The organism is Salinisphaera sp. LB1, assembly GCF_003177035.1.
In the GTDB taxonomy this organism is placed as follows: domain Bacteria; phylum Pseudomonadota; class Gammaproteobacteria; order Nevskiales; family Salinisphaeraceae; genus Salinisphaera.
Genome location: NZ_CP029488.1, coordinates 2,637,853 through 2,659,578, shown reverse-complemented (window position 1 = coordinate 2,659,578; position 21,726 = coordinate 2,637,853). Strand labels below are relative to the sequence as shown.

The following is a 21,726-nucleotide window of genomic DNA, read 5'->3' as shown; positions in this document are numbered from 1 at the left end:
GCTGCGTCCCACCGGTGCGCTGAATTCACGCCATGCTCGATCTCAACGACAGTTCCCAGCTTCTTCGGCTGCTCGCCGAGCCGACCCGGCTGCGCTTGTTGCTACTGCTCGGACACGAGCCGCTGAGCGTGGCCGAATTGACCTCGGTCACGCAGCTTACGCAGAGCCGGATTTCGAGCCATCTGGCCCGGCTGCGCGAGGCCGGCCTGGTGGTTGACGGCGGCCTGGGCGGCGGCAATCGTTACACCGTCGATGCCACACGCTGGCCGCGCGATCTGCGCCCGCTCTGGGGTCTGCTATCCGAGCGCATCGACGACGCGCAGCTGGCCCAGGACCGCGAGCGCGCCACCGAGATCGTGCGTCGTCGCACCAACCGCGGCAGCTGGGCCGAATCGGTCGCCGGCCGCATGGAACGCCAGTATTCACCCGGCCGGACCTGGGAGGCCGTCAGCCGCTCGATGATCGAGCTACTCGACCTGGGCGACGTACTGGATGTCGGCTCCGGGGACGGCGTGCTGGCCGAACTGCTCAGCTCCCGCGCGCGACACTTCACCTGCCTCGACCTGAGTGCGGCCGTAATCGACGCCGCGCGCCACCGGCTGGCCGAGCAGCCCAATGTGGGTTTCGAAATCGGCGACATGCATGCCCTGCCCTGGGCAGACGGCGTATTCGATCAGGTGTTTATGCTGCACGCCTTGAGCTATAGTGCACATCCCGCGACAGCGCTCGCGGAAGGGGCCCGCGTGCTGCGCCCCGGCGGGCGGCTGGTGGTCGCCACCATCGCGCAACACGAACACGAGGCCACAGTGGCGGCCTACGATCACGTCAATCTCGGCTTCACCCCGGCCCAGATCCGAGCCTGGCTCGAGCAGGCAGGCCTGACGGTGCGTGACTGCGCGGCGCGGAGTCGAGAACGCCAGCCGCCGTATTTTCGTCTGATCACCGCCAGTGCCGACAAGCCATGAGTGCATCTCGTACGCGCCGCCGCCATCTCCGCCTGATCATGGGTCTGATCTGGGTGGTCGTGCTGGTCGGTCTTGTCGTCTGGGTCTGGCAACAGGGCCTGACCGTACGCGAGATCATGCGGCTGATCTATGACTACGTGGTGAACAATCCGATCGCGCCGGTAGTCTACATCCTCATCTATGCGCTGCGGCCCTTGACCTTCTTTCCCGCCATGTGGCTGACCATCGCCGGCGGAAGCCTGTTCGGCTTCATTCCGGGGCTGATCTTCGGCCTGCTTGGCGAGAACGCGTCCGCGCAGACCGCCTATCTGCTGGCCCGGTTCTTCCGCCGGGATGTCGACGGGGACGAGCATTCCGACCGCAACCCACGGATCGCCGCTTTCCGGCGCCTGCTCGTAGAACAGGCGTTTCCCACCGTGCTCGTGCTGCGCGCGTCGTTCCTGCCCTTCGATCTGGTCAACTATGCATGCGGGCTGCTGCGGGTGCCGTGGCTGTCGTACACCGCTGGCAGCGTGCTCGGCATGCTGCCGCCGATGGTTACCTTCGTATCGTTCGGTGCCACCGTGAACCTGCCCAAGCTGCTCAAGCGCAAAAGTTTCTCGCCCGAGCAGTTGATCGACAGTACCCAGCTGATGATTTCGGCCGGACTGGTGGTGGTTAGCGCAATTATCGCGCTTGTCGCCTATCGCCGCCGCAAGGCCCTGGCCGCAAAGGCTGCACGGGACACGAATTGACCCCCTGCATGGGCTTTTGTAACGTCTTTTATCGTTATCGTATCGAGGGATAGCCGTGCGTCATCTGCTCGGCCTGGCTGCCGGCCTGGTCATTCTCTGGCTCCTGCTTTCCGGGCACTATGCGCCGCTCACGCTGGCGCTCGGCGCGGCGTCCTGTGTCTTCACCGTCGCCCTCTGCCGGCGATTGCGGCTGATCGACGCCGAATCGGTGCCGCTCGAACTGTTGCCGCGGCTGCCCGGCTACGCGGCCTGGCTCGGGCTCCAGATCCTGCGTTCCAACCTGGATGTCGCCGGGCGTCTGCTGATCGGGCACCGTGCGATCTCGCCGCGGACGGTGGTTATCAACACCCGCCCCCTGGCCCCACTCGGCCAGGCGATCCTGGCCAATTCCATCACGCTGACGCCGGGCACGGTCACCGTGGGCCTGGAAAACGGCGAGGCAATCGTTCATACCCTGACCCGGGAGGGCGCCGCGGATATCGAGGCCGGCACCATGGCCGGTCGGGTCGCCCGCTTGGAAGGCGGGCCAGACTAGTGTCCGACCGCGCCGATACCCTTTACGATTGCAGCGCCTGCCGGGCGCGACCCGACGTTACCCGACACTGATGTTCATCGCGGGACTTGCAGGCGTGGCCGTGACCATGCTCCTGGTATTGATACGTGTGCTGGCCGGGCCGACCGTCTATGACCGCATCCTGGCCATCAATCTGTTCGGTACCAAGACCGTGTTGTTGATCGCGATACTGGGCTTTTTCACCGGGCGCCCAGAGTTTCTCGATCTGGCACTGACCTACGCCCTGATCAATTTCATCGGCACCGTGGCCGTACTCAAGTTCATGCAGTACGGCGATCTCGGCTGGGCCGGCGACAAGACGGATCAATCCGATGTGTAAACGGTTCGCCCGAACGGCGCAAGGGATGACATGCTGAACGGAATCGCCGATATCGCGAGCTGGGTATTGATTGTGGCCGGTTCGCTGGCCTGCGTGATCAGCGGTTTCGGCATGCTGCGCATGCCCGATCTGTTCACCCGGATCCATGCCGCCTCGGTCGCGGATACCGGCGGCATGCTGCTGGTATTGACCGGCTTGATGGTACAGGCCGGTCTCGGGCTGACCACCGCCAAGCTGGTGCTGATCGTCTTTTTCCTGTTGATCACCAGCCCGACGGCGACCCATGCCCTGGCCCGCGCCGCGCGCCACGACGGCGTCCGGTCGGATTGCGACAGGGAAGATGCCGGATGACCACCGAGATCCTGCTCAACTACGGGCTGCTGGTGTTTCTGGTGACGGTCGCCCTGGCGCTGGCGGCCATGCGGCATCTGTTCCCGGTGGCCATGCTGACCGGGCTGTACAGCCTGCTGTCGGCCAGCCTGTTCACGCTGCTCGACGCGCCGGATGTGGCGCTCACCGAAGCGGCGGTGGGCGCGGGTGTGACCACGGTGCTGTTTCTGGCCACCTTCGGCCTGACCCGGGCGCGCGAGAAGCCGGTCAAGGCCTCACGCCAGATCATCGGCCTGGTGGTAACCCTCACCACCGGTGCGACGCTGGTCTATGCCAGTCTCGACATGCCCCACTTCGGCGCTGCCGACACCCCGGTACAGACGCATCCGCTGCGGCATAAGTACCTGGTGGCCGAACAGCAGGAGGTCGACGTGCCGAACACGGTCACGGCGGTGCTGGGCAGCTACCGCGGCTACGACACCCTCGGCGAAACCGCCGTGGTATTCACCGCCGGCCTCGGCGTGCTGCTCCTGCTCGGCCGCAGCCGGCGCGCCCCCCGTTCGGACAAGGCGTAGTCATGCGCGAGCACACCGTGCTGCGGGTGGTCGCGCAGCTCATCATCCCGCCGATCCTGATCTTTGCGCTCTACGTACAGTTCCACGGCGACTACAGCCCGGGCGGCGGATTCCAGGCGGGGGTGATCTTCGCCAGCGCCATCATCCTTTACGGCCTGATCTTCGGCGTGGAGGCCGCACGCGCTGCCATCCCGCCGACCGCGCTGCGCATCGGTGCGTCCCTGGGCGTACTGATCTACGGCGGCACGGGGGTGGCCACGATGCTGGCCGGTGGCAACTTCCTGGACTACGATCAACTCGCCCACGATCCCGTGCACGGCCAGCATTACGGGTTGCTGATCGTGGAATTCGGCGTCGGGCTGACCGTCGCCAGCATCATGATCGCGATCTTCTATGTATTCGCCGGGCGTGGCCGGGTACGGGAGTCCGACGAATGACCGCGTTTTTCACCGACACCGCGCCGGGGTTGTTCAACTACTGGGTCGTCATCGCCTTGATGATGATCGGCTTCTATACCGTGATCGCACACGACAACCTAGTCAAAAAGCTGATCGGGCTCAATGTGTTCCAGACCTCGGTGTTCATCCTGTACATCAGCATGGGCAAGATTCACGGCGCCACCGCCCCCATTCTCCTTGACGGCCCCCAGGGCGACCATGCGGTCTATGCCCACCCGCTGCCGCAGGTGCTGATCCTTACGGCGATCGTGGTGGGCGTATCCACCACCGCGCTCGGGCTGGCGCTGATCGTACGCATCCACGAGGCCTACGGATCGATCGAGGAAGACGATGTCCTGGCCGCCGATTTTGCGACCCAGGATATCGAACAGGCCGAGGAAGCGGCGCGATCCCGCGCGGCCCGGGCCGCCGAACCGCACGCCCCGACCGGTCGCGACGACGGCGCCGAACCCGAGGAACGCCGGCCGCAATGATCGACCCTCTTCTTTCCCAGCTGCCGATCCTGGTCGTGGTCGTGCCGCTGCTCGCGGTGCCCGTGGTCGTGCTCGCGCATCGCGCCGGCGCCGCCTGGATGCTCTATCTGGTGGTGACCTGGCTGGTCTTCGCGATGGCCTGCACCCTGTTCGTACGGGTGCGCGCCGACGGGCCGATCGATTACGCCATCGGCGGCTGGGCGCCGCCCTTCGGGATCGAACTGGTGGTCGATGCCTTCAATGCGGTGGTACTGCTGCTGGTAGCGGGCATGGCCGCGGCCAGCGCGGTCTATGCCCGTTCCAGCCTCGCCCGCGAGATCGAGCACGAGCGCCTGTATCTCGTCTATGCGTTGCTGCTCGCCTGTCTGACCGGGCTGATCGGCATCACGGTCACGGGCGATGCTTTCAACCTGTTCGTGTTTCTTGAGATTTCCTCGTTGTCATCCTATGCGCTGATCGCCATGGGCGCCCGGCGACGGGCACTGCTGTCGGCGTTCCAGTACCTGATCATGGGCACGGTCGGCGGCACGTTTCTGCTGATCGGCATCGGACTCGCCTACATGATGACCGGCACCCTGAACATGGCCGATCTCGCCCAGCGCCTGCCGGCCGTTTACGACACGCGCACCGCCCAGGCCGCGCTGGCGTTCATCGTGGTCGGTCTGAGCCTGAAGGCCGCACTGTTTCCGGCCCATATCTGGCTGCCCAACGCCTATACCTATGCCCCCTCTTCGGTCACCGCGTTCATTGCCGCCACCAGCACCAAGGTCGCGGTATATGCCCTGATGCGGTTCGTGTTCACCGTGTTCGGCGCAGGCTACGCCTTCGGCCAGCTGCCGTTGAACCAGGTGCTGCTCGGGCTGTCCGCGATCGCGATGATCGCGGCGTCGGTGGCCGCCATATTCCAGACTGACGTCAAGCGATTGCTGGCCTGGTCGAGCATCGCGCAGATGGGCTACATCGTGACCGGGTTCGCGCTGGCCAGTGCCGGCGGGTTGTCGGCTTCGCTGGTGCATATCGTCAACCACGGGCTGATCAAGGGTGCGCTGTTCATGGCGATTGGGGCGATGGCCTGGCGTACACGGACGACGTCGATCAATGATCTGGCCGGCCTGGGCCGGGCGATGCCGCTGACCTCGGCCGCTTTCGTGGTCGGCGGGCTGAGCCTGATCGGGGTGCCGGCCACCGCCGGTTTCATCAGCAAGTGGGCCCTGCTTTCCGCACTGATCGCCGCAGGCCACTACGGGCTCGCCGCCCTGGTGCTGTTGGCTTCGCTGCTGGCCGTGATCTATATCGGCAAGGTGGTCGAGGCGCTGTATTTCCGGCCCCGCGATGCGCGCGCACCGCAACTCGAGCGCGGCGAGGCGCCGATCGCCATGCAGATCGCGACCTGGGGGCTGATCGCGCTCAATATCGCGATCGGGCTGCACGCGACGCCGGAACTCGACGCCACACGGCGCGCCGCCGCTGCACTGCTGGGCGGTGACACGTGAGCGGGCTCTGGTTGGCTGTACTCGTCGCCTGGCCGGCGCTCATGGCGCTGGCGGTTGCCGCCGCCGGGCGCTGGCCGAATCTGCGCGAGAGCGTGAGTATCGCCACCGGGGTGGCGCTGCTGATCGGCGCCATCCGTCTGGTCGGGCCGATCGGCGCCGGCCAGCGGCCGAGCGTCACCCTGTTCTCGATTCTGCCGGGGTTGGATTTCACCTTCACGCTGGAGCCGCTCGGCCTGGTCTTCGCGCTGGTTGCGGCCACGCTCTGGCCGTTGACCACGTTCTACGCGGCCGGCTACATGCGCAGCAATCGCGAGGCGCACCAGACGCGTTTCTTCGTCTGTTTCGCGCTGGCAATCTCGGCGGCGATCGGCATCGCCTTCGCAGGCAATCTGCTCACGTTATTCGTGTTCTACGAGATGATGACGCTGGTGACCTATCCGCTGGTCACCCACCACGGGGATGCCGAGTCGCGCGTTGGCGGGCGGATCTATCTCGGTATTCTGCTGACCACGTCGATCGGCCTGTTCCTGCCGGCGATCGTGATCACCTACCTGCTCGCCGGCACGCTGGATTTCACGCACGGCGGCATTCTCGCCAACACGGGCCTCGGCCCGAAGGGCGCAATGGCACTGTATGCGCTGTTCGTATTCGGTATCGGCAAGGCCGCGGTCATGCCCGTGCATCGCTGGCTACCCGCAGCGATGGTGGCGCCGACACCGGTTTCGGCCCTGTTGCACGCGGTGGCCGTGGTCAAGGCCGGCGTGTTCACCGTGCTCAAGATCACGGTCTATATCTTCGGCCTGGACTATGCGCTCAAGACCAGCGCGACCGAGCCGTTCCTGTGGCTGGCGTCGATCACCATCATCCTGGCCTCGGTGATCGCGATCTACTGCGACAATCTCAAGAAGCGGCTGGCCTACTCCACCATCGGCCAGCTGTCGTACATCGTGCTGGGCAGCGCGCTGGCGACCCAGCTCGGCGCGGTCAGCGGCTCGTTGCATATCATCACCCATGCCTTCGGCAAGATCACCCTGTTCTTCTGCGCCGGCGCGATCTACACCGCCGCGCATCGCAAATACGTCAGCCAGTTGAACGGGCTGGGGCGCGCCATGCCGCTAACCTTCACCGCGTTCACCATCGCGGCGCTGTCGTTGATCGGCCTGCCGCCGATGGGTGGCGCCTGGAGCAAGTGGTTTCTGATGAGCGGTTCCGCCGGCATCGAGGAATATGCGTTTCTGGGCGTGCTGGCCCTGTCCTCACTGCTCAACATCATCTACCTGCTCGATATTCCGGCGCGCGCCTTCTTCCTGCGCGGCGACAACATCCCCGAGACCGTCACCGAAGCGCCGGCCGCCTGCGTCATCCCGCTTTGCCTGACGGCGGCCGGCTGCATCGTGTTGTTCTTTGCCGCCCACCCGATCATCGATTTCGTCGACACGGCACTCGGAGCCGGCGCATGAACAAACGAAATCCCCGGCCCGGTCTGTTCGAGCGAGCGGCGGTGATCAACGCGATCATCGGCGTGCTGGCCCTGTCCTGCCTGGCATTGCTGATCGCGGAATGGTTCTACGCCAAGCATCCGCATTTCGGCTTCGACGGCTGGTTCGGCTTCTATCCGATGACCGGCTTCGCCGCCTATTGTTTCATCGTGCTCTCGGCCCGGGCCCTGCGCCCGCTGCTGCGCCGGAGCGAGAACTACTACGGCGAAGCCGATCCGGACGAAGCCGATCTCGAGGACAGCATCGGCCGGGAGCACGACCATGACTGAATGGCTGGGCCACGCCATCGCCAGCCCCGCCCTCCTGCTGATGGCCGCCGGGGTGGTGCTGGCGGCCACACCGCGCCTGCTCCAGAGCGTGTGGCTGCTCGCAGTGCCGGTGCTCGCCCTGGTGCTGCTGTGGGCGCTGCCGGCGGGGGCACACGGTCAGATTTCGCTGTTCGGCTTCGATCTGACCCTGTTGCGTGTCGACGGGCTGTCGCGCCTCTGGGCGACGATCTTCATCATCGGCTCGTTTCTGACCGGGCTCTATGCCCTGCACGTCGACGATCGGGTACAGCATGTCGCCTCGCTGGTGTATGCCGGCGCCGCCGTGGGCGCGGTACTGGCCGGCGACCTGGTCACGCTATTCATTTTCTGGGAAGCCACGGCGATCTCGTCCGTCTTTCTGATCTGGGCACGGCGCAGTGTGCGCGCCCATATCGTCGGCCTGCGCTATCTGGTCATCCAGGTGGTGTCCGGCCTGCTGTTGATGGTCGGCACCATCGTCCACTATCGCCAGACCGGATCCACCGCCTTCGATCATCTCGGGCTCGACGTGGCCGGCGGCTGGCTGATCTTTCTCGCCTTCGGTATCAAGGCGGCCTTTCCGCTGCTGCACAACTGGGTGCAGGACGCCTATCCCGAGTCGACGCCGACCGGCACGGTCGTGTTGTCGATCTATACCACCAAGCTGGCGATCTACGCGCTGGCGCGCGGCTATGCCGGCACCGAGATGCTGATCACGATCGGCGCCGTGATGACGATCTTCCCGATCTTCTTCGCCGTGATCGAAAACGATCTGCGCCGGGTGCTGGCCTACAGTCTCAACAACCAGCTCGGTTTCATGGTCGTGGGCATCGGCATCGGTACGCCCCTGGCGCTCGACGGGACGGCCGCGCATGCCTTCGCGCATATCCTCTACAAGGGCCTGCTGTTCATGAGCATGGGCGCGGTGCTCTACCGCGTGGGCACGGTCAAGGCGAGCGAACTCGGCGGGCTGTACAAATCCATGCCCTGGACCGCCGCGTTCTGCATCGTCGGCTCGATGTCGATCTCGGCGTTTCCGTTGTTCTCCGGCTTCGTCACCAAATCCATGATCCTCAGCGCAGCCGCGGCGCAGCACCACTGGATCGCCTGGAGCGCCCTGCTGGTCGCCTCGGCCGGCGTGCTCGACCATTCGGGCATCAAGGTGCCGTTCTTCTCGTTCTTTGCCCACGACGCCGGTTATCGCGTCAAGGAAGCGCCGTTCAACATGCTGGCGGCGATGGCGATCACGGCGGCCCTGTGCATCGGCATCGGCGTCTATCCGGCCCCGTTGTACGCGATCCTGCCGTTCGACGTGGATTATTCGCCGTACACGACGGCGCATGTCGTCAACCAGTTACAGTTGCTGCTGTTTGCGGCCCTGGCCTTCGTGGTGCTGTTCCGGGGCGGCCTGTACCCGCCCGAGGTCCGCGGGCTGAACATCGACACCGACTGGCTCTACCGGCGCGCGCTGCCGGCAACCGTATCGGCGACCCGGTTCGCGCTGATGCGGCTTCGCGACCAGGCCGGCCGAATCGGTGTCGCCGGACTCGACGGCGCGCGCCAGCGCCTGCAACAAACGTTCGGCGCCCGCGGCGTGATGGCCCGCACCTGGACAACCGGCGTCATGCTGCTCTGGGTGACCGCCCTGCTGGCGCTCTATCTGCTGCTGTACTACGCGTAGGGCCTGCACCCGCGCATCCAGCCGTGCGACGAGCCCCGGGGCACCGGGCCGGCGGCGTGCCGGCTCAGCTGTCGAGCGTGCGCCACAGGCATTGATCGCCGCTGGCCCTGGCCAGCATGTCGAGATATTGCTCGTGGGCAGCGTGCTCGTCGTCGCTGGCACGCTGCACCCGCGGGCGGCGGCCGGCATCGAGATACGTCGCCAGGCCGGCGCTGGCGATCTGCTGGCCTTCGCTGTCGTCCTCGGCGGCAAGCGCGATATCGATCTGACCGCCAGTCATGCGCAGATACACATCCGCCAGCAATTGGGCGTCGAGCAGCGCGCCGTGCAGCTCGCGGTTGGAGTTATCGATCTCGAAGCGCTTGCACAGCGCATCCAGACTGTTGCGCTGGCCGGGGAACATCTGGCGTGCCTCGACCAAGGTATCGATGATCGGGCTGACCTCTTCCAGCTTCCGGTGCTGCGGATCGAAATCCGATAGTTCCTTGTTCAGGAAGGCGAGATCGAACGGCGCGTTGTGGATGATCAGCTCCGCATCGGCCAGATACTCGGCCAGGCGGTCGCCGATCTCGGCGAAACGGGGCTTGTCGGCCAGAAATTCCAGCGTAATGCCGTGCACGTCGATCGCGCCCTGGTCGATCTCGCGGTCCGGGTGCAGATAGATGTGCAGGTCGTTACCGGTCAGCCGCCGGCTGACCATTTCCACACAACCGATCTCGATGATGCGATGCCCCGCCTGCGGATCCATCCCGGTCGTTTCCGTATCGAGCACAATCTGTCGCATCGTTTTCTTCCGCTGCTGCTATTCGAACTAGGGGCGCGATCGGCCTCGGCGAGACCCGCGCCAGCCGGCGTGCGGCGCTTATCCGCGATCACTCGCGAACGGGATGAAACATGACCCGATGCCGGCTCAGCCGGATACGGCCATTTCATCGATACCGCGGTTGGCCAGCGCATCCGCCGCCTCGTTACCGGGATCGCCCGCATGGCCCTTGACCCAGTGCCATTCGATCTCGTGACGCTGGCAGGCTTCGTCGAGCGCACGCCAGAGTTCGGCGTTCTTGACCGGCTTCCGGGCCGCCGTCTTCCAGCCGTTCTTTTTCCAGTTGCGCATCCATTGGGTAATGCCTTGGCGCACGTAGTTGGAATCGGTATACAGCTCGACGCGACACGGGCGCGACAAGGCGTTGAGGGCCTCGATCGCGGCCATGAGCTCCATGCGATTGTTGGTCGTTCTCGGTTCGCCGCCGCACAGTTCGCGGTTGCGCTCGCCATACGACAACAACGCGCCCCAGCCTCCGGGCCCCGGATTGCCACGGCAGGCACCGTCCGTATAGATGGTCACAGTCTTGGTCATGAACGCGATGGTAGCCCAGCCGCCGGGCTAGGCGCCAAATCGCGTTCACGCTGGCGCGCCAACAGGCGCCGGCCGGACGGCGGGATGCGTCGCATGGCGCGCCGACGCGCGACGATCGCATAAGCCGGCGCCGCCCAGGCCAGCGGCGCCAACCAGCGCGAATCCGCGCCCGCCTGCCAACGGCGGCCGAACCAGGGGAACGCCGGCCCGTAACGCCAGCAATCCGTAGGCTCGAAGTCGAGCAGACGCAGCCAATCCGCCAGGCGCGCAGCACGCGGGGGAATCGAGCGCGGCAGAAAACGCGTGTGAGCGCGGCGAAGCCCCTGGGTCTGCGCCCAGGGCGACAGCGGGTTGAACACCAGACAGACCAGCTGGCCACGCGGACTCAGCACGCGCACGCATTCCCGAATCAGCGCCGGCGGCTCCGCGCACAGCTCGAGTCCGTGGACCAGAATCAGGGCATCGACACTACCGCTGGCCCAGGGCAGATTCTGGCCATCGATGCGTATATCGACATCCGGACCGGGAGCGACATCCGCCCGCCACAGGCGCAGGGTTCCCACGCGCTCGCAGGCTTCCGGCGCGACGGTGGGGGCGCCGATCTGGATACAACGATAGCCCGTCAGGCCGGGCAGCACGTCGGCCAGTAACGCCGTCTCCTGTTCGCGCCACGGCTCGGCGACGGGCGATTCGAACCAGGCCCGCGCGGCCTGCGCATCATCGGCGACGAATCGAAACAATTGATTTTGCCTCAGGCCGTTGGCAACATTCGGCGATGCTTGAAGTCAACGCTGTACCCGCACTGTCGGACAATTATATCTGGATCATCGCGGCCGGCGATAGCCGGACCGTCGCTGTGGTCGATCCCGGCGCGGCCCAACCGGTGGCCGATCATCTCGCGGCATACGGGCTCGAGGTGGGCGCGTATCTGATCACGCATCACCACGGCGATCACGTCGGCGGCCTGGCACGGCTGCTGACCGCACATCCGGCGCCCGTCTACGGCCCGGCCGGGGAAGCCGACAAGATCGGGCACATCGATCACCGGGTAAACGGCGGCGATCGCTTCACGCTGGATTGTCTCGGCGCAACATTCGAGGTCATTGACGTGCCCGGGCATACGCTCGGTCACATCGCGTACGTAAGCCAAGATATATTATTGGCGGGCGACGCCCTGTTTCGCGCCGGATGCGGTCGTGTGTTCGAGGGCACACACGAGCAGATGCACCGCTCGCTGGCGCGCCTGAAGGCGCTGCCGGACAGTACGCGCGTCTACGGGGGCCACGAATACACACAGAAGAACCTGGCCTTTGCGAAGACGGTCGAGCCGGACAACCCTGAGATCGCTGCCGCGATCGAGTTGGTCGATGCGCTCAGGGCCGAGGGTCGGCCCAGTCTGCCGGGGTCGCTGGCCGAGGAAAAGCGAATCAACCCCTTCCTGCGCTGGGATGACGCAGGCGTCCGGGCGGCGGCAAGCCAGCATGCCGGGCGGCAGCTTGAGGCACCGGGGGACATTTTTGGGGCTTTGCGCGACTGGAAAGATGCGATCTGATAACTCTTGCGCGCGGCTCGGGCCGCGCTTCCGAACCAACATGGTTCGACCGATACTGGGCTGCCTGTTCCTGGCCGGCATCGTCAGTGGCTGCGCGACGACGCCGCATGGCGATGCGGACACGAACCCGACGCAGGCTGGCGACCGGCCTTCCACGGTGCCTGCCGCGGCCGCCAAGACGCTGAAAAAAACCGCCGACCAAGGTCATGACGACGACAAGACCACGACCTATGAAGCCCCGGTGGCGCGCCAGAATTATGTGCCGCACAAATGGCCGGCGCCCAGCCAGGATCTGTGGTCGAAGATTCGCGCCGGCTTCAAGCTCGATCCCAACGACGAGCGCCGGTCGGTGCGCGTATGGACACAGTATTATGCGACCCACACCAGCCATCTGAGCCACGCACTGCGGCGCGCGAAGCCGTTTCTGTGGCATGTGGTCCACCAGGTCGAAAAACGCGGCATGCCGACCGAGATCGCCCTGCTGCCGATCGTGGAGAGCGGCTACAACCCGTCGGCCAAGTCCTATGTCGGCGCCAGCGGCCTGTGGCAGTTCATGCCGGGAACCGCCGACCACATGAGCCTGCCGCGCGACTGGTGGTACGACGGCCGCGACGACCCGATCGCCTCGACCGAGGCCGCGCTGAATTATCTGCAGTCGCTGCATCAGCGCTACGACGGCGACTGGCTGCTGGCCCTGGCGGCCTACAACGCCGGGCCGGGCCGCGTGGACAACGCCATTGCCGAGGCCCGGGCGCACCACAAGCCCACGGACTATTGGGATCTGGATCTGCCCGACGAAACCACCCAGTACGTGCCGCAACTGCTCGCACTGCGCCGGATCATGATGACGCCAGCACGCTTTGGCGTGAACTGGCCCACCCTGGCCAACGCGCCGCGCACGCGCGTGGTGAAGCTGCCCGGCCAGACCTCGATGCAAGTCGCCGCGCACATGCTCGGCATTTCCGAGAAAAAGCTGCGCCGGCTCAATCCCGGCATGCGGCGCTGGGCCAGCGAACCGGGCGGCCACGATGAACTGCTCGTGCCGGCGGCCAAGGCCTCGGCGTTTCGCAGCAAGCTCGCCCGTATCAATCCGAGCCACTTGATCGATCATCGCACCCACGTGGTTCGGCGCGGCGACTCGCTGAGCCAGCTGGCACAACACTACGGCGTCAGCGTGGCCGCGCTACGCCAGGCCAACAATCTGCACAGCAATCGCATCCGTATCGGCCAGTCGCTGACCGTGCCGCGCCCCGGCTCGCATGAGTCGGCGCCGCCGGCCGAGCCGGCCCAGACCTACGTGGTGCAGTCCGGCGATACGCTCTGGCACATCGCCCGCCGCTACAGCGTCAGCGTGGCGAGCCTCAAGCGGGCCAACGGCGCCTCCGTGGCGACCCTGCGACCGGGGCAGAAGATCCGTATCCCCGGCTCGGCCAAGCCGCCGGCACCGAGCACGGTCGTGGTTCACTCGGGTGACTCGCTGTGGTCGATCGCCCAGGCCAACAATGTGACGGTCAAGCAGCTGCGCCGTTGGAACCGCATGGACAAGGGCACGCCGCTCCAACCGGGCTCTACCATCGCCGTGGATGGCCCCGCCCCGCTACCGAGTTACTACGAAGTAGAACCGGGCGACTCGCTGTGGTCGATCGCGAATCGCTTCTCGATGCAGGTCAACACGCTGCGCAGCCTCAACGACATGAATTCGGGCGCGACCATTCAGCCCGGCGAACGGCTGCGTCTGCAGCCCGAGGTATCCGGCTGATATCCCGGCCCGGTACGATAGCCATACAACACGAATCCAGGAGAAGGCATGGGGTTTCTTGACGGCAAAAAAGCCTTGATCACGGGCTTGGCCAGCGAACGATCGATCGCCTACGGCATCGCCAGTGCGATGCGCGAACAGGGCGCGGAGCTGGTACTGACCTATCAGGGTGACAAACTCAAGCCTCGCGTGGAAAAGATGGGCGAGGCGCTGGGCGCCGTGGCCGTGCTGCCGCTCGATGTGGCCGAGGATGCGCAGATCGAGGCGCTGTTCACCGCGCTGGGCAACCATTGGGACCGCCTGGACATCCTCGTCCATGCCATCGGCTTCGCGCCGCGCGAAGCGCTGTCCGGCGGCTATCTGGACAGCATTTCGCGGGACGCCTCGCGTATCGCACACGACATCAGCGCCTACAGCTTCGCGGCACTGGCCAAGGCGGCCCGCCCAATGCTGTCGGACAAGGCCTCGCTGATCACCCTGACGTATCTCGGCAGCGACCGCGTCATGCCGGGCTACAACGTGATGGGCCCGGCCAAGGCGAGCCTGGAGTCGAACATGCGCTTCATCGCCGCAGATCTGGGCCCTCGGGGCGTACGGGTCAACGCCATTTCCGCCGGGCCGATCAAGACCCTGGCGGCCTCGGGCATCAGCGGCTTCCGCACGATGCTGAACTACGCGCGCGACAGCGCCGCGCTCAAGCGCAACGTCACCCAGGAAGAGATCGGTAACGCCGCGGCCTTCCTCGGCTCCGATCTCGCCTCGGGCATTACCGGCGAGGTCATTTACGTGGACGCCGGCTACCGCGTGATGGGCATGAGCCGGATCGACGAGGAATAGCCCGGCGCGACGACATTGCCGCCTTGAAAAGGCCCCATCACGAGGATGCGGCCTTTTTTGTTACGGGATCGGAAGGCGTCGGCGGTTGATCCGGCGACGCGCCGACCGCCACACCAGCGCGACCGCGCTGGCGCGCATCAGTTCATCGCGCTCTTGTGAATCTCGACGTCCGCGCGCTTGCGCAGATAATGATCGAGCGCACTGTATTCGAGGCTGGCGTTATAGCCGCTCTGCTGCTGCGCAATCTGCTTGCGCTGGGAACCGCCGCCCTGCTTGGAACCGCTGCTTTCCACGCGGCTCGCCAGGACGGCGACCAGCGCGGCCTGGCCGCTATCGGTGGACACGACCCGGTACTGCGCGCTGCCGGATTTGTTGTCGAACGGAATATCGAAAGCGGCACTGAGTACCGACGGATCGAGCGTATTGTCATGCCGCCCGACGAAACCAGGCTGTGTCAGCTTGGCGCCCTGGGTGTCCTTCGCAATCTGCGCCAACGGCTTGCCCTGCCGTGCCTGCGCCATCGCCTGCTGAGCCGCCTTCTCCGCCCGCTGCTGACTCTCCTGCGCCACGAGACGCTGGCGGATCTTGTCGCGAACCTCGGCCAACGGCTTGCGTTGCGCGCCCTGATGGTCGGCCACCCGCAGCACGACATGCCGCTGCTGGCCCAGGTCGATCACCTTGCTGTTGAGGTGATCCTTGAGCACGGCATCCGAAAATGCGGCCTTGCGCACGGCGGCATACTGACCCAGCCCGGACCCACCGTTATGGCGAGTGATCCAACCCGTGTGCTGAATCGTCAGACCGAGCTTGTCGGATATCGTCTTCAGCCCGTTGGGGGCCTGGTAGGCGAGATCGTCCAACGTATCCGACTTCTTGCGGAACGCCTTCGCCCGCGCCTTCCGGGTCGCCATCGCCTTCAGACGCGCCTGCACCGTCGGATTATTGAAGTCCGGCGTCTTGGCCGGCGTGATCGAAGTGGCCCGCAGAACGTACCATGCCTGGTCACCACGGACCGGGCCCGACAACGCGCCCTGCTTTAGACCGAACAGCGCCGCGCCCACGGGGTCAGGCAAGGCCGACTTCGTCTGCGCATCAATCTGCTGGAACTGGGCGCCATCGGTCGCTGCGGCGATCTGTTTCAGCGACTGTCCCTTTTTCGCGGCCGCGATCACTGCCTGCACCGTCTGACGGGCCTTGGCATCATCCTTGCCGATCGGGATACGGATCTCGTCCGCACTGCGCTTGGCCGGCGTACCGAACTCGTTCTTGTGTGCCTGATACAGCTGCTTCAGCGTCGCCTGATCCGGTTTCGGCGGTGACAGCTTGTCTGCATCCAGCGAAACATAGGCCAGCTTGACCCGTGGCGGGCGCATGAACTGTTTCGGATGCTTGTCGTAATACGACTGGATCGCCTTGTCGTCGACGGTCACCTGATCGCTATAGGCCGATGAATCGACGGTGAGCACTTGCACTTTACGCTGCTCGTTCACCCGTCGGTAGGCGACATCGACTTCCGGCGGCGCGGCAAACGCGCTGGCAGCCACGATCTGGCGCACCTGATCGCCCATCATGCCCTGACGCAGCCTCGCTTCGTACTGGCCGGGCGGGACGCCGGCCTGCGAGAGCAACGCCTTGTAGCGCTGGGCGGAGAACTTCCCGTTCTCCTGAAATTGCGGATTGCTTCGGATCTCGGCCAGCAGATTGGCATCGGTTACGCGATACCCCTTGGCTTTCGCGTAATGCACCATGACCGCCTGGTCGATCATGTTGTCGAGCACGTTCTGGCGCACCTTGTCCCGCGGAAACATGCTGGAATCGAAATGGTTGCCCATCATCTGGCGCAATCGCTGATAGCGCTGGTTGACCGCCTGCCGCAACTGCGAATGCGTGATGTTGGTGCCGTCAGCGCTGGCCACTACCGGGTCAGACGACGGTGTGAAGTAGGAGCCGATGCCCCAGACCCCGAACACCACCGCGATCACGGCTACGACAATATATGCCAAGGGCCCACTGGCCCCATCTCGAATCTTCTGCAGCATAGGTAATTCGGCTCGTCGGACGGATACGATGACCGGCTCGCGCCGGCGATCCCGGCATTGTGCCTACTGCGAGGGATTTGCGCATCCGCGCGCCGCTGCGCTTGACTTCGTTCACTATGGCCGGCGCACGCGAGGCCATACCCTTCCAGTAGCGGCCCGTGCCGGGCGCAAAAAAAAGGCGCTCCCTAAGAGCGCCTTTCGCGGTCTGATCGGCGTGGCCGAGTAGCAGACTTATGGCGGAGCGGACGGGACTCGAACCCGCGACCTCCGGCGTGACAGGCCGGCATTCTAACCAGCTGAACTACCGCTCCATTGACTTATTGTCTGGTGGGTGCTGACGGATTCGAACCGCCGACATTCGCCTTGTAAGGGCGACGCTCTACCAACTGAGCTAAGCACCCTTCCAAGGTGTCGAGGACGTCCTCATCACCCTGCGAAGACGCGCTAGTTTACAGCATCCTTCAGAGCTTTACCAGCCTTAAATCCAGGTGTTTTACCCGCCGGGATCTGGATCGACTGACCGGTCTTGGGATTACGGCCCTGGCGAGCGGCACGCTCGCGCACGGAAAACACACCAAAGCCCACCAGCGACACCTTGTCGCCCTTTTTCAGAGCGTCGGTGACCGAGTCGATCATGGCGTCGACGGCGCGCGAAGCATCGGCCTTGGAAAGATCCGCGTCCGCGGCGACGGCATCGACGAGTTCAGTTTTATTCATAACTAAGCATCCCCTTAAGGAGTGAGAGAGTTTCGACCGGTCCATCCATCGAACCCGCCGTTCACGCTGGCCCAGCCGCGCGTTCACTGCAAGTGCTTCGGGCATGGCCACTGCCGCGGCGCTGCCCGACCGCAAGCGGGCTTTATACCAAGGCCCCGATTCCAGCGTCAATAAAGGCTTAGCGCGGGAATCGGGGCGCGAGTATACGGCCTGGTTCAATGCGGGCGCACTTCGCCCCCATCCGACTTGCGCTGGCCCTCCGCTGGCGCCTCGTCGGCAGCCAGTGGCTGCGGCTGACGCGTAAGCGCGATTTCCAGCACTTCATCGATCGTGCGAACCGGCCGGATGTCCAGACGGTTCTTGATGTTGGCAGGGATCTCGGCGAGATCCTTCGTGTTTTCGTGCGGAATGACCACGATCTTGATCCCACCGCGATGCGCCGCAAGCAGCTTCTCCTTGAGCCCGCCGATCGGCAATACATCGCCGCGCAGCGTGATTTCGCCGGTCATGGCGACGTCCGCACGCACGGGAATCCGGGCCAGCGCGGAGATCATCGCGGTGCACATCCCGATCCCCGCCGAGGGGCCATCCTTGGGCGTGGCGCCCTCGGGCACATGCACGTGAAGATCCGCCTTTTGCATGAAATCGCGCTCGATTCCGAGCGTTCCCGCGCGCGAGCGGATCACCGTGAGCGCGGCCTGGATCGACTCCTGCATCACATCGCCGAGCGATCCGGTATGCGTGGCCTTGCCCTTGCCGGGCACCGCCGCCGACTCGATGGTCAGCAGTTCGCCGCCGACCTCGGTCCAGGCCAGCCCGGTGACCTGACCGACGCTGTCGTGCTCCTCCGCGCGGCCGTAGCGGTACTTGGGCACACCGAGGTATTTGTCGAGATTGCGCTTGGAGACCTGCACGTGGTCGCGCGATTTCTCGCTGATCAACTCCTTGACCACCTTGCGACAGATCTTGGAGATATCGCGCTCGAGATTACGCACCCCGGCCTCGCGCGTGTAGCGCCGGATGATCTCGGTGATGGCATTATCCGAAACAGCCAGCTCGGACGCCTCCAGCCCGTTTTCCTTCATCGCCTTGGGCAACAGATAGCGCTCGCCGATATTGAGCTTCTCATCCTCGGTGTAGCCCGACAGCCGGATGACTTCCATCCGATCCAGCAACGGCTCCGGGATGTTCATGGTGTTGGCGGTGCACACGAACATGACCTGCGACAGGTCGTAGTCGACTTCGAGATAATGGTCGCCGAAGGTGTTGTTCTGCTCCGGGTCGAGCACTTCGAGCAGGGCCGAGGCCGGGTCGCCGCGGAAGTCGTTGGCCATCTTGTCCACTTCGTCGAGCAGGAACAGCGGATTACGCACCCCGACCTTGGCCATGTTCTGAATGATCTTGCCCGGAAGCGAGCCGATATAGGTTCGCCGATGACCGCGAATCTCGGCTTCGTCGCGTACGCCACCCAGGCTCATGCGCACGAACTCGCGATTGGTGGCCCGGGCAATGGAGCGGCCGAGCGAAGTCTTGCCGACGCCGGGCGGGCCGACCAGACACAGAATCGGGCCCTTGATCTTCTTCACCCGGCTCTGCACCGCCAGGTTCTCGATGATGCGCTCCTTGATGCGCTCCAGACCGTAGTGGTCGGCGTCGAGCGTCTCCTGCGCCCTGGCCAGATCGATCTTGGTACGGCTGCGCTTCTTCCACGGGATGTCGACCATCCAGTCGAGGTAATTGCGTACGACCGTCGCCTCGGCCGACATGGGCGACATGCTCTTGAGCTTGTTGAACTCGTTGTTGACCTTCTTCCTGACTTCCTTCGGGAAGCCGGCCTTTTCGATCTTCTCTTCCAGCTCGTCCAGATCGTTGGGCGCCTCGTCGATCTCGCCCAGCTCTTTCTGGATCGCCTTCATCTGCTCGTTGAGATAGTACTCGCGCTGCGACTTCTCCATCTGCTGTTTCACGCGGCCGCGGATCTTCTTCTCGATCTGCAGCACCTCGATCTCGGCATCGGTCTTGGCCACCACATGCTCGAGACGCTGCCGCGGATCGGCGATCTCAAGCACGTCCTGGCGCTCGTCGAGCTTGAGATTGAGATGCGCGGCGATGGTATCGGCCAGCCGACCGGCCGAGTCCATGCTCGACAGCGACGGCAGCAGTTCGGCCGGCACTTTCTTATTGAGCTTGGTGTAGGACTCGAAGGTCGCGACCGCCGAACGCATGAGCGCATCCAGCTCGGCCGATTCCTCCTCCTCGTCATCGATACCGGTATGGCTCGCGACCAGGCTGCCACCGGCCTCGTGCAGATCGGACAGACGCGCGCGGTTGCCGCCTTCAACCAGCACCTTGACCGTGCCGTCGGGCAGCTTCAGCAATTGCAGGATGGAGGCCAGCGTGCCGACCTCGTAGATGTCGTCCGCGCCCGGATCATCGATATCCGCGGCCTTCTGGGCGACGAGCAGAATCTTCTTGTCCTCGGCCATGGCCGCTTCAAGCGCGGTGATGGACTTCTCCCGGCCCACGAACAGCGGAATCGCCATATGCGGGAACACGACCACGTCGCGCAGGGGAAGAACGGGTACCAAGGCGTTGTCAGCCATGCGGGCCCTCGCTGATATAAAGCGGCCGGCGAGAGCGGCCGGCCACTGTGAATTTGCATTAATGGTGTGGCCGGCCGGCGCGTTTTCAATCGCCCGGGCCGGCGGCACGCCTCAATATCTAGCTACTAGGCACCGGCACGCTCGGCCTCGGCGTTTTCGTAGACGATGTAGGGCTGGGCATCGCCCTTGACCACGGCGTCGTCGACGACAACCTTCGACACATTTTCCATCGCCGGCAGTTCGTACATCACGTCGAGCAGTATCGACTCGAGAATCGTGCGCAGGCCGCGCGCGCCGGTCTTGCGCTCCATCGCCCGATGTGCGATCGCCTTGAGCGCGTCCTCTCGCAGTTCCAGCTCGCAGTTCTCCATCTCGAACAGCTTGGCGTACTGCTTGGTGAGCGCATTCTTGGGCTCGCGCAGGATCGAAATGAGCGCCGTCTCGTCCAGCTCCTCGAGCGTAGCGACCACCGGCAGACGACCGACGAACTCCGGAATCAGGCCGTACTTGACCAGATCCTCCGGCTCGACCGTCTTGAGCATCGCACCCAGGCTCCGCTTGTCGGCCTGACCCTTGACCTCGGCCGAGAAGCCGATGCCCGAGCGCCCTTCGCGCTGCTGGATGGTCTGGTCCAGCCCGGCGAAGGCGCCGCCGCAGATGAACAGGATGCCCGAGGTGTCGACCTGCAGGAATTCCTGCTGCGGATGCTTGCGCCCGCCCTGCGGCGGAATCGAGGCGGTGGTGCCCTCGATCAGCTTGAGCAGCGCCTGCTGCACGCCTTCGCCGGAGACGTCGCGCGTGATCGACGGGTTCTCCGACTTGCGCGAAATCTTGTCGATTTCGTCGATATAGACGATGCCGCGCTGGGCCTTGTCCACATCGTAGTCGCACTTCTGCAGCAACTTCTGGATGATGTTCTCGACATCCTCGCCCACGTAACCCGCTTCGGTCAGCGTGGTGGCGTCGGCAATCGCGAACGGCACATCCAGCATGCGCGCCAGCGTCTCGGCCAGCAGCGTCTTGCCGCAGCCGGTCGGGCCGATCATCAGAATATTCGATTTCTGCAGCTCGACCTCGTCCTCGGCCGCCTCGGCATTCAACCGCTTGTAGTGGTTGTACACCGCCACGGCAAGAATCTTCTTGGCCGATTCCTGGCCGATGACATAGTCATCGAGCACACGCCGGATTTCCTGGGGGCTCGGCAGGCCTTTCTTGGCCGGCTTGCTCGCCAGTTCCTCGCGCATGATGTCGTTGCACAGATCCACGCATTCATCGCAGATGAACACGGAGGGGCCTGCAATCAGCTTGCGAACCTCGTGTTCGCTCTTGCCGCAGAACGAGCAATGCAGCGTCCGGCCGGAGTTCTCCTTGGCGCCGCTTTCGTTGTTGCCGTTGTCTGCCATGGGTCGTGACCTCGTTGAGGTGAGCCTGTCGAGTTGCCTTACATATGACATACCCGACAAATATTTGTCAC

General features: G+C 64.7%; 22 protein-coding genes and 2 tRNA genes. 15 read left to right on the top strand and 9 right to left on the bottom strand.

The annotated features are described in order from the left end of the window. The first annotated feature begins 32 nt into the window (after positions 1-32). The 12 genes from SALB1_RS11990 to SALB1_RS11935 all read left to right on the top strand — a co-directional run bounded on the left by SALB1_RS11990 (position 33) and on the right by SALB1_RS11935 (position 9,388). Positions 33-965 carry an ArsR family transcriptional regulator gene (locus SALB1_RS11990; RefSeq protein WP_109994082.1) on the top strand — a complete coding sequence of 311 codons (933 nt, stop codon included), beginning with the start codon at positions 33-35 and terminating at the stop codon, positions 963-965. Then, the gene (locus SALB1_RS11985; RefSeq protein WP_109994081.1) at positions 962-1,699 is read left to right on the top strand and encodes a TVP38/TMEM64 family protein; all 738 of its coding nucleotides are present in this window, start codon (positions 962-964) and stop codon (positions 1,697-1,699) included. Before SALB1_RS11990 ends, SALB1_RS11985 begins: the two co-directional genes overlap by 4 nt. 55 nt (positions 1,700-1,754) lie before the next feature. After that, positions 1,755-2,234 carry a Na+/H+ antiporter subunit E gene (locus SALB1_RS11980; protein ID WP_158590726.1) on the top strand — a complete coding sequence of 160 codons (480 nt, stop codon included), beginning with the start codon at positions 1,755-1,757 and terminating at the stop codon, positions 2,232-2,234. 70 nt (positions 2,235-2,304) lie between these two features. Next, on the top strand, positions 2,305-2,592 hold the full coding sequence (locus tag SALB1_RS11975; protein ID WP_109995406.1) for a monovalent cation/H+ antiporter complex subunit F: 288 nt from the start codon (positions 2,305-2,307) through the stop codon (positions 2,590-2,592). A gap of 30 nt (positions 2,593-2,622) precedes the next feature. Then, positions 2,623-2,943, top strand: a complete 321-nt coding sequence (gene mnhG / locus SALB1_RS11970) for a monovalent cation/H(+) antiporter subunit G (RefSeq protein ID WP_109994079.1) — start codon at positions 2,623-2,625, stop codon at positions 2,941-2,943. Next, positions 2,940-3,497, top strand: coding sequence for a DUF4040 domain-containing protein (locus SALB1_RS11965; protein WP_109994078.1), 558 nt, complete (start codon positions 2,940-2,942; stop codon positions 3,495-3,497). Before mnhG ends, SALB1_RS11965 begins: the two co-directional genes overlap by 4 nt. 2 nt (positions 3,498-3,499) lie before the next feature. Further along, a complete protein-coding gene (locus tag SALB1_RS11960; RefSeq protein ID WP_109994077.1) occupies positions 3,500-3,934 on the top strand; it encodes a Na(+)/H(+) antiporter subunit B in 435 nt (144 codons plus the stop codon). Beyond that, on the top strand, positions 3,931-4,428 hold the full coding sequence (locus SALB1_RS11955) for a cation:proton antiporter subunit C (RefSeq protein WP_109994076.1): 498 nt from the start codon (positions 3,931-3,933) through the stop codon (positions 4,426-4,428). Before SALB1_RS11960 ends, SALB1_RS11955 begins: the two co-directional genes overlap by 4 nt. Beyond that, positions 4,425-5,921, top strand: coding sequence for a monovalent cation/H+ antiporter subunit D family protein (locus SALB1_RS11950; RefSeq protein WP_109994075.1), 1,497 nt, complete (start codon positions 4,425-4,427; stop codon positions 5,919-5,921). Before SALB1_RS11955 ends, SALB1_RS11950 begins: the two co-directional genes overlap by 4 nt. Beyond that, positions 5,918-7,381: a proton-conducting transporter membrane subunit gene (locus SALB1_RS11945; RefSeq protein WP_199678781.1), complete on the top strand. Its 1,464-nt coding sequence runs from the start codon at positions 5,918-5,920 to the stop codon at positions 7,379-7,381. Before SALB1_RS11950 ends, SALB1_RS11945 begins: the two co-directional genes overlap by 4 nt. Beyond that, complete coding sequence (locus SALB1_RS11940; RefSeq protein WP_109994073.1) at positions 7,378-7,689, top strand: hypothetical protein; 312 nt, start codon at positions 7,378-7,380, stop codon at positions 7,687-7,689. The genes SALB1_RS11945 and SALB1_RS11940 overlap by 4 nt, the downstream gene beginning before the upstream one ends. Then, the gene (locus SALB1_RS11935) at positions 7,682-9,388 is read left to right on the top strand and encodes a Na(+)/H(+) antiporter subunit D (protein WP_109994072.1); all 1,707 of its coding nucleotides are present in this window, start codon (positions 7,682-7,684) and stop codon (positions 9,386-9,388) included. The genes SALB1_RS11940 and SALB1_RS11935 overlap by 8 nt, the downstream gene beginning before the upstream one ends. A 64-nt stretch (positions 9,389-9,452) precedes the next feature. On the opposite strand, the gene dnaQ is transcribed toward SALB1_RS11935, so the two are convergent. From dnaQ to SALB1_RS11920, 3 genes are all read right to left on the bottom strand, one after another. Then, positions 9,453-10,172, bottom strand: a complete 720-nt coding sequence (gene dnaQ, locus SALB1_RS11930; protein WP_109994071.1) for a DNA polymerase III subunit epsilon — start codon at positions 10,170-10,172, stop codon at positions 9,453-9,455. A 126-nt stretch (positions 10,173-10,298) separates the two neighbouring features. Further along, complete coding sequence (gene rnhA, locus SALB1_RS11925; protein WP_109994070.1) at positions 10,299-10,745, bottom strand: ribonuclease HI; 447 nt, start codon at positions 10,743-10,745, stop codon at positions 10,299-10,301. Further along, entirely contained in the window at positions 10,742-11,485 is a 744-nt protein-coding gene (locus SALB1_RS11920) for a methyltransferase domain-containing protein (protein ID WP_158590725.1), read from the bottom strand. The genes rnhA and SALB1_RS11920 overlap by 4 nt, the downstream gene beginning before the upstream one ends. A gap of 35 nt (positions 11,486-11,520) precedes the next feature. Between SALB1_RS11920 and gloB the strand changes: the two genes are divergently transcribed. From gloB to SALB1_RS11905, 3 genes are read left to right on the top strand one after another with little or no spacing between them, the layout of a single operon-like run. After that, a complete protein-coding gene (gene gloB, locus SALB1_RS11915; protein WP_109994068.1) occupies positions 11,521-12,297 on the top strand; it encodes a hydroxyacylglutathione hydrolase in 777 nt (258 codons plus the stop codon). 40 nt (positions 12,298-12,337) lie between these two features. After that, positions 12,338-14,056, top strand: a complete 1,719-nt coding sequence (locus SALB1_RS11910) for a LysM peptidoglycan-binding domain-containing protein (protein ID WP_158590724.1) — start codon at positions 12,338-12,340, stop codon at positions 14,054-14,056. 48 nt (positions 14,057-14,104) lie between these two features. Beyond that, the gene (locus tag SALB1_RS11905) at positions 14,105-14,893 is read left to right on the top strand and encodes an enoyl-ACP reductase (RefSeq protein ID WP_109994066.1); all 789 of its coding nucleotides are present in this window, start codon (positions 14,105-14,107) and stop codon (positions 14,891-14,893) included. 137 nt (positions 14,894-15,030) lie between these two features. Here SALB1_RS11905 and SALB1_RS11900 read toward each other — a convergent pair whose 3' ends face one another. The 6 genes from SALB1_RS11900 to clpX all read right to left on the bottom strand — a co-directional run bounded on the left by SALB1_RS11900 (position 15,031) and on the right by clpX (position 21,655). After that, positions 15,031-16,932 (bottom strand): SurA N-terminal domain-containing protein, encoded by a 1,902-nt coding sequence (locus tag SALB1_RS11900; protein ID WP_109994065.1) that lies wholly within the window; start codon positions 16,930-16,932, stop codon positions 15,031-15,033. Positions 16,933-17,166: 234 nt separating this feature from the next. Next, positions 17,167-17,243 (bottom strand) — tRNA-Asp (locus tag SALB1_RS11895). Between the two features lie 14 nt (positions 17,244-17,257). Continuing rightward, positions 17,258-17,333: transfer RNA gene (locus SALB1_RS11890), tRNA-Val, on the bottom strand. Between the two features lie 43 nt (positions 17,334-17,376). After that, on the bottom strand, positions 17,377-17,649 hold the full coding sequence (locus SALB1_RS11885; protein ID WP_037335328.1) for an HU family DNA-binding protein: 273 nt from the start codon (positions 17,647-17,649) through the stop codon (positions 17,377-17,379). Between the two features lie 215 nt (positions 17,650-17,864). Next, positions 17,865-20,252, bottom strand: coding sequence for an endopeptidase La (gene lon / locus SALB1_RS11880; protein WP_109994064.1), 2,388 nt, complete (start codon positions 20,250-20,252; stop codon positions 17,865-17,867). A gap of 125 nt (positions 20,253-20,377) precedes the next feature. Then, the gene (gene clpX, locus SALB1_RS11875) at positions 20,378-21,655 is read right to left on the bottom strand and encodes an ATP-dependent Clp protease ATP-binding subunit ClpX (RefSeq protein ID WP_109994063.1); all 1,278 of its coding nucleotides are present in this window, start codon (positions 21,653-21,655) and stop codon (positions 20,378-20,380) included. Between the last annotated feature and the right edge of the window lie 71 nt (positions 21,656-21,726).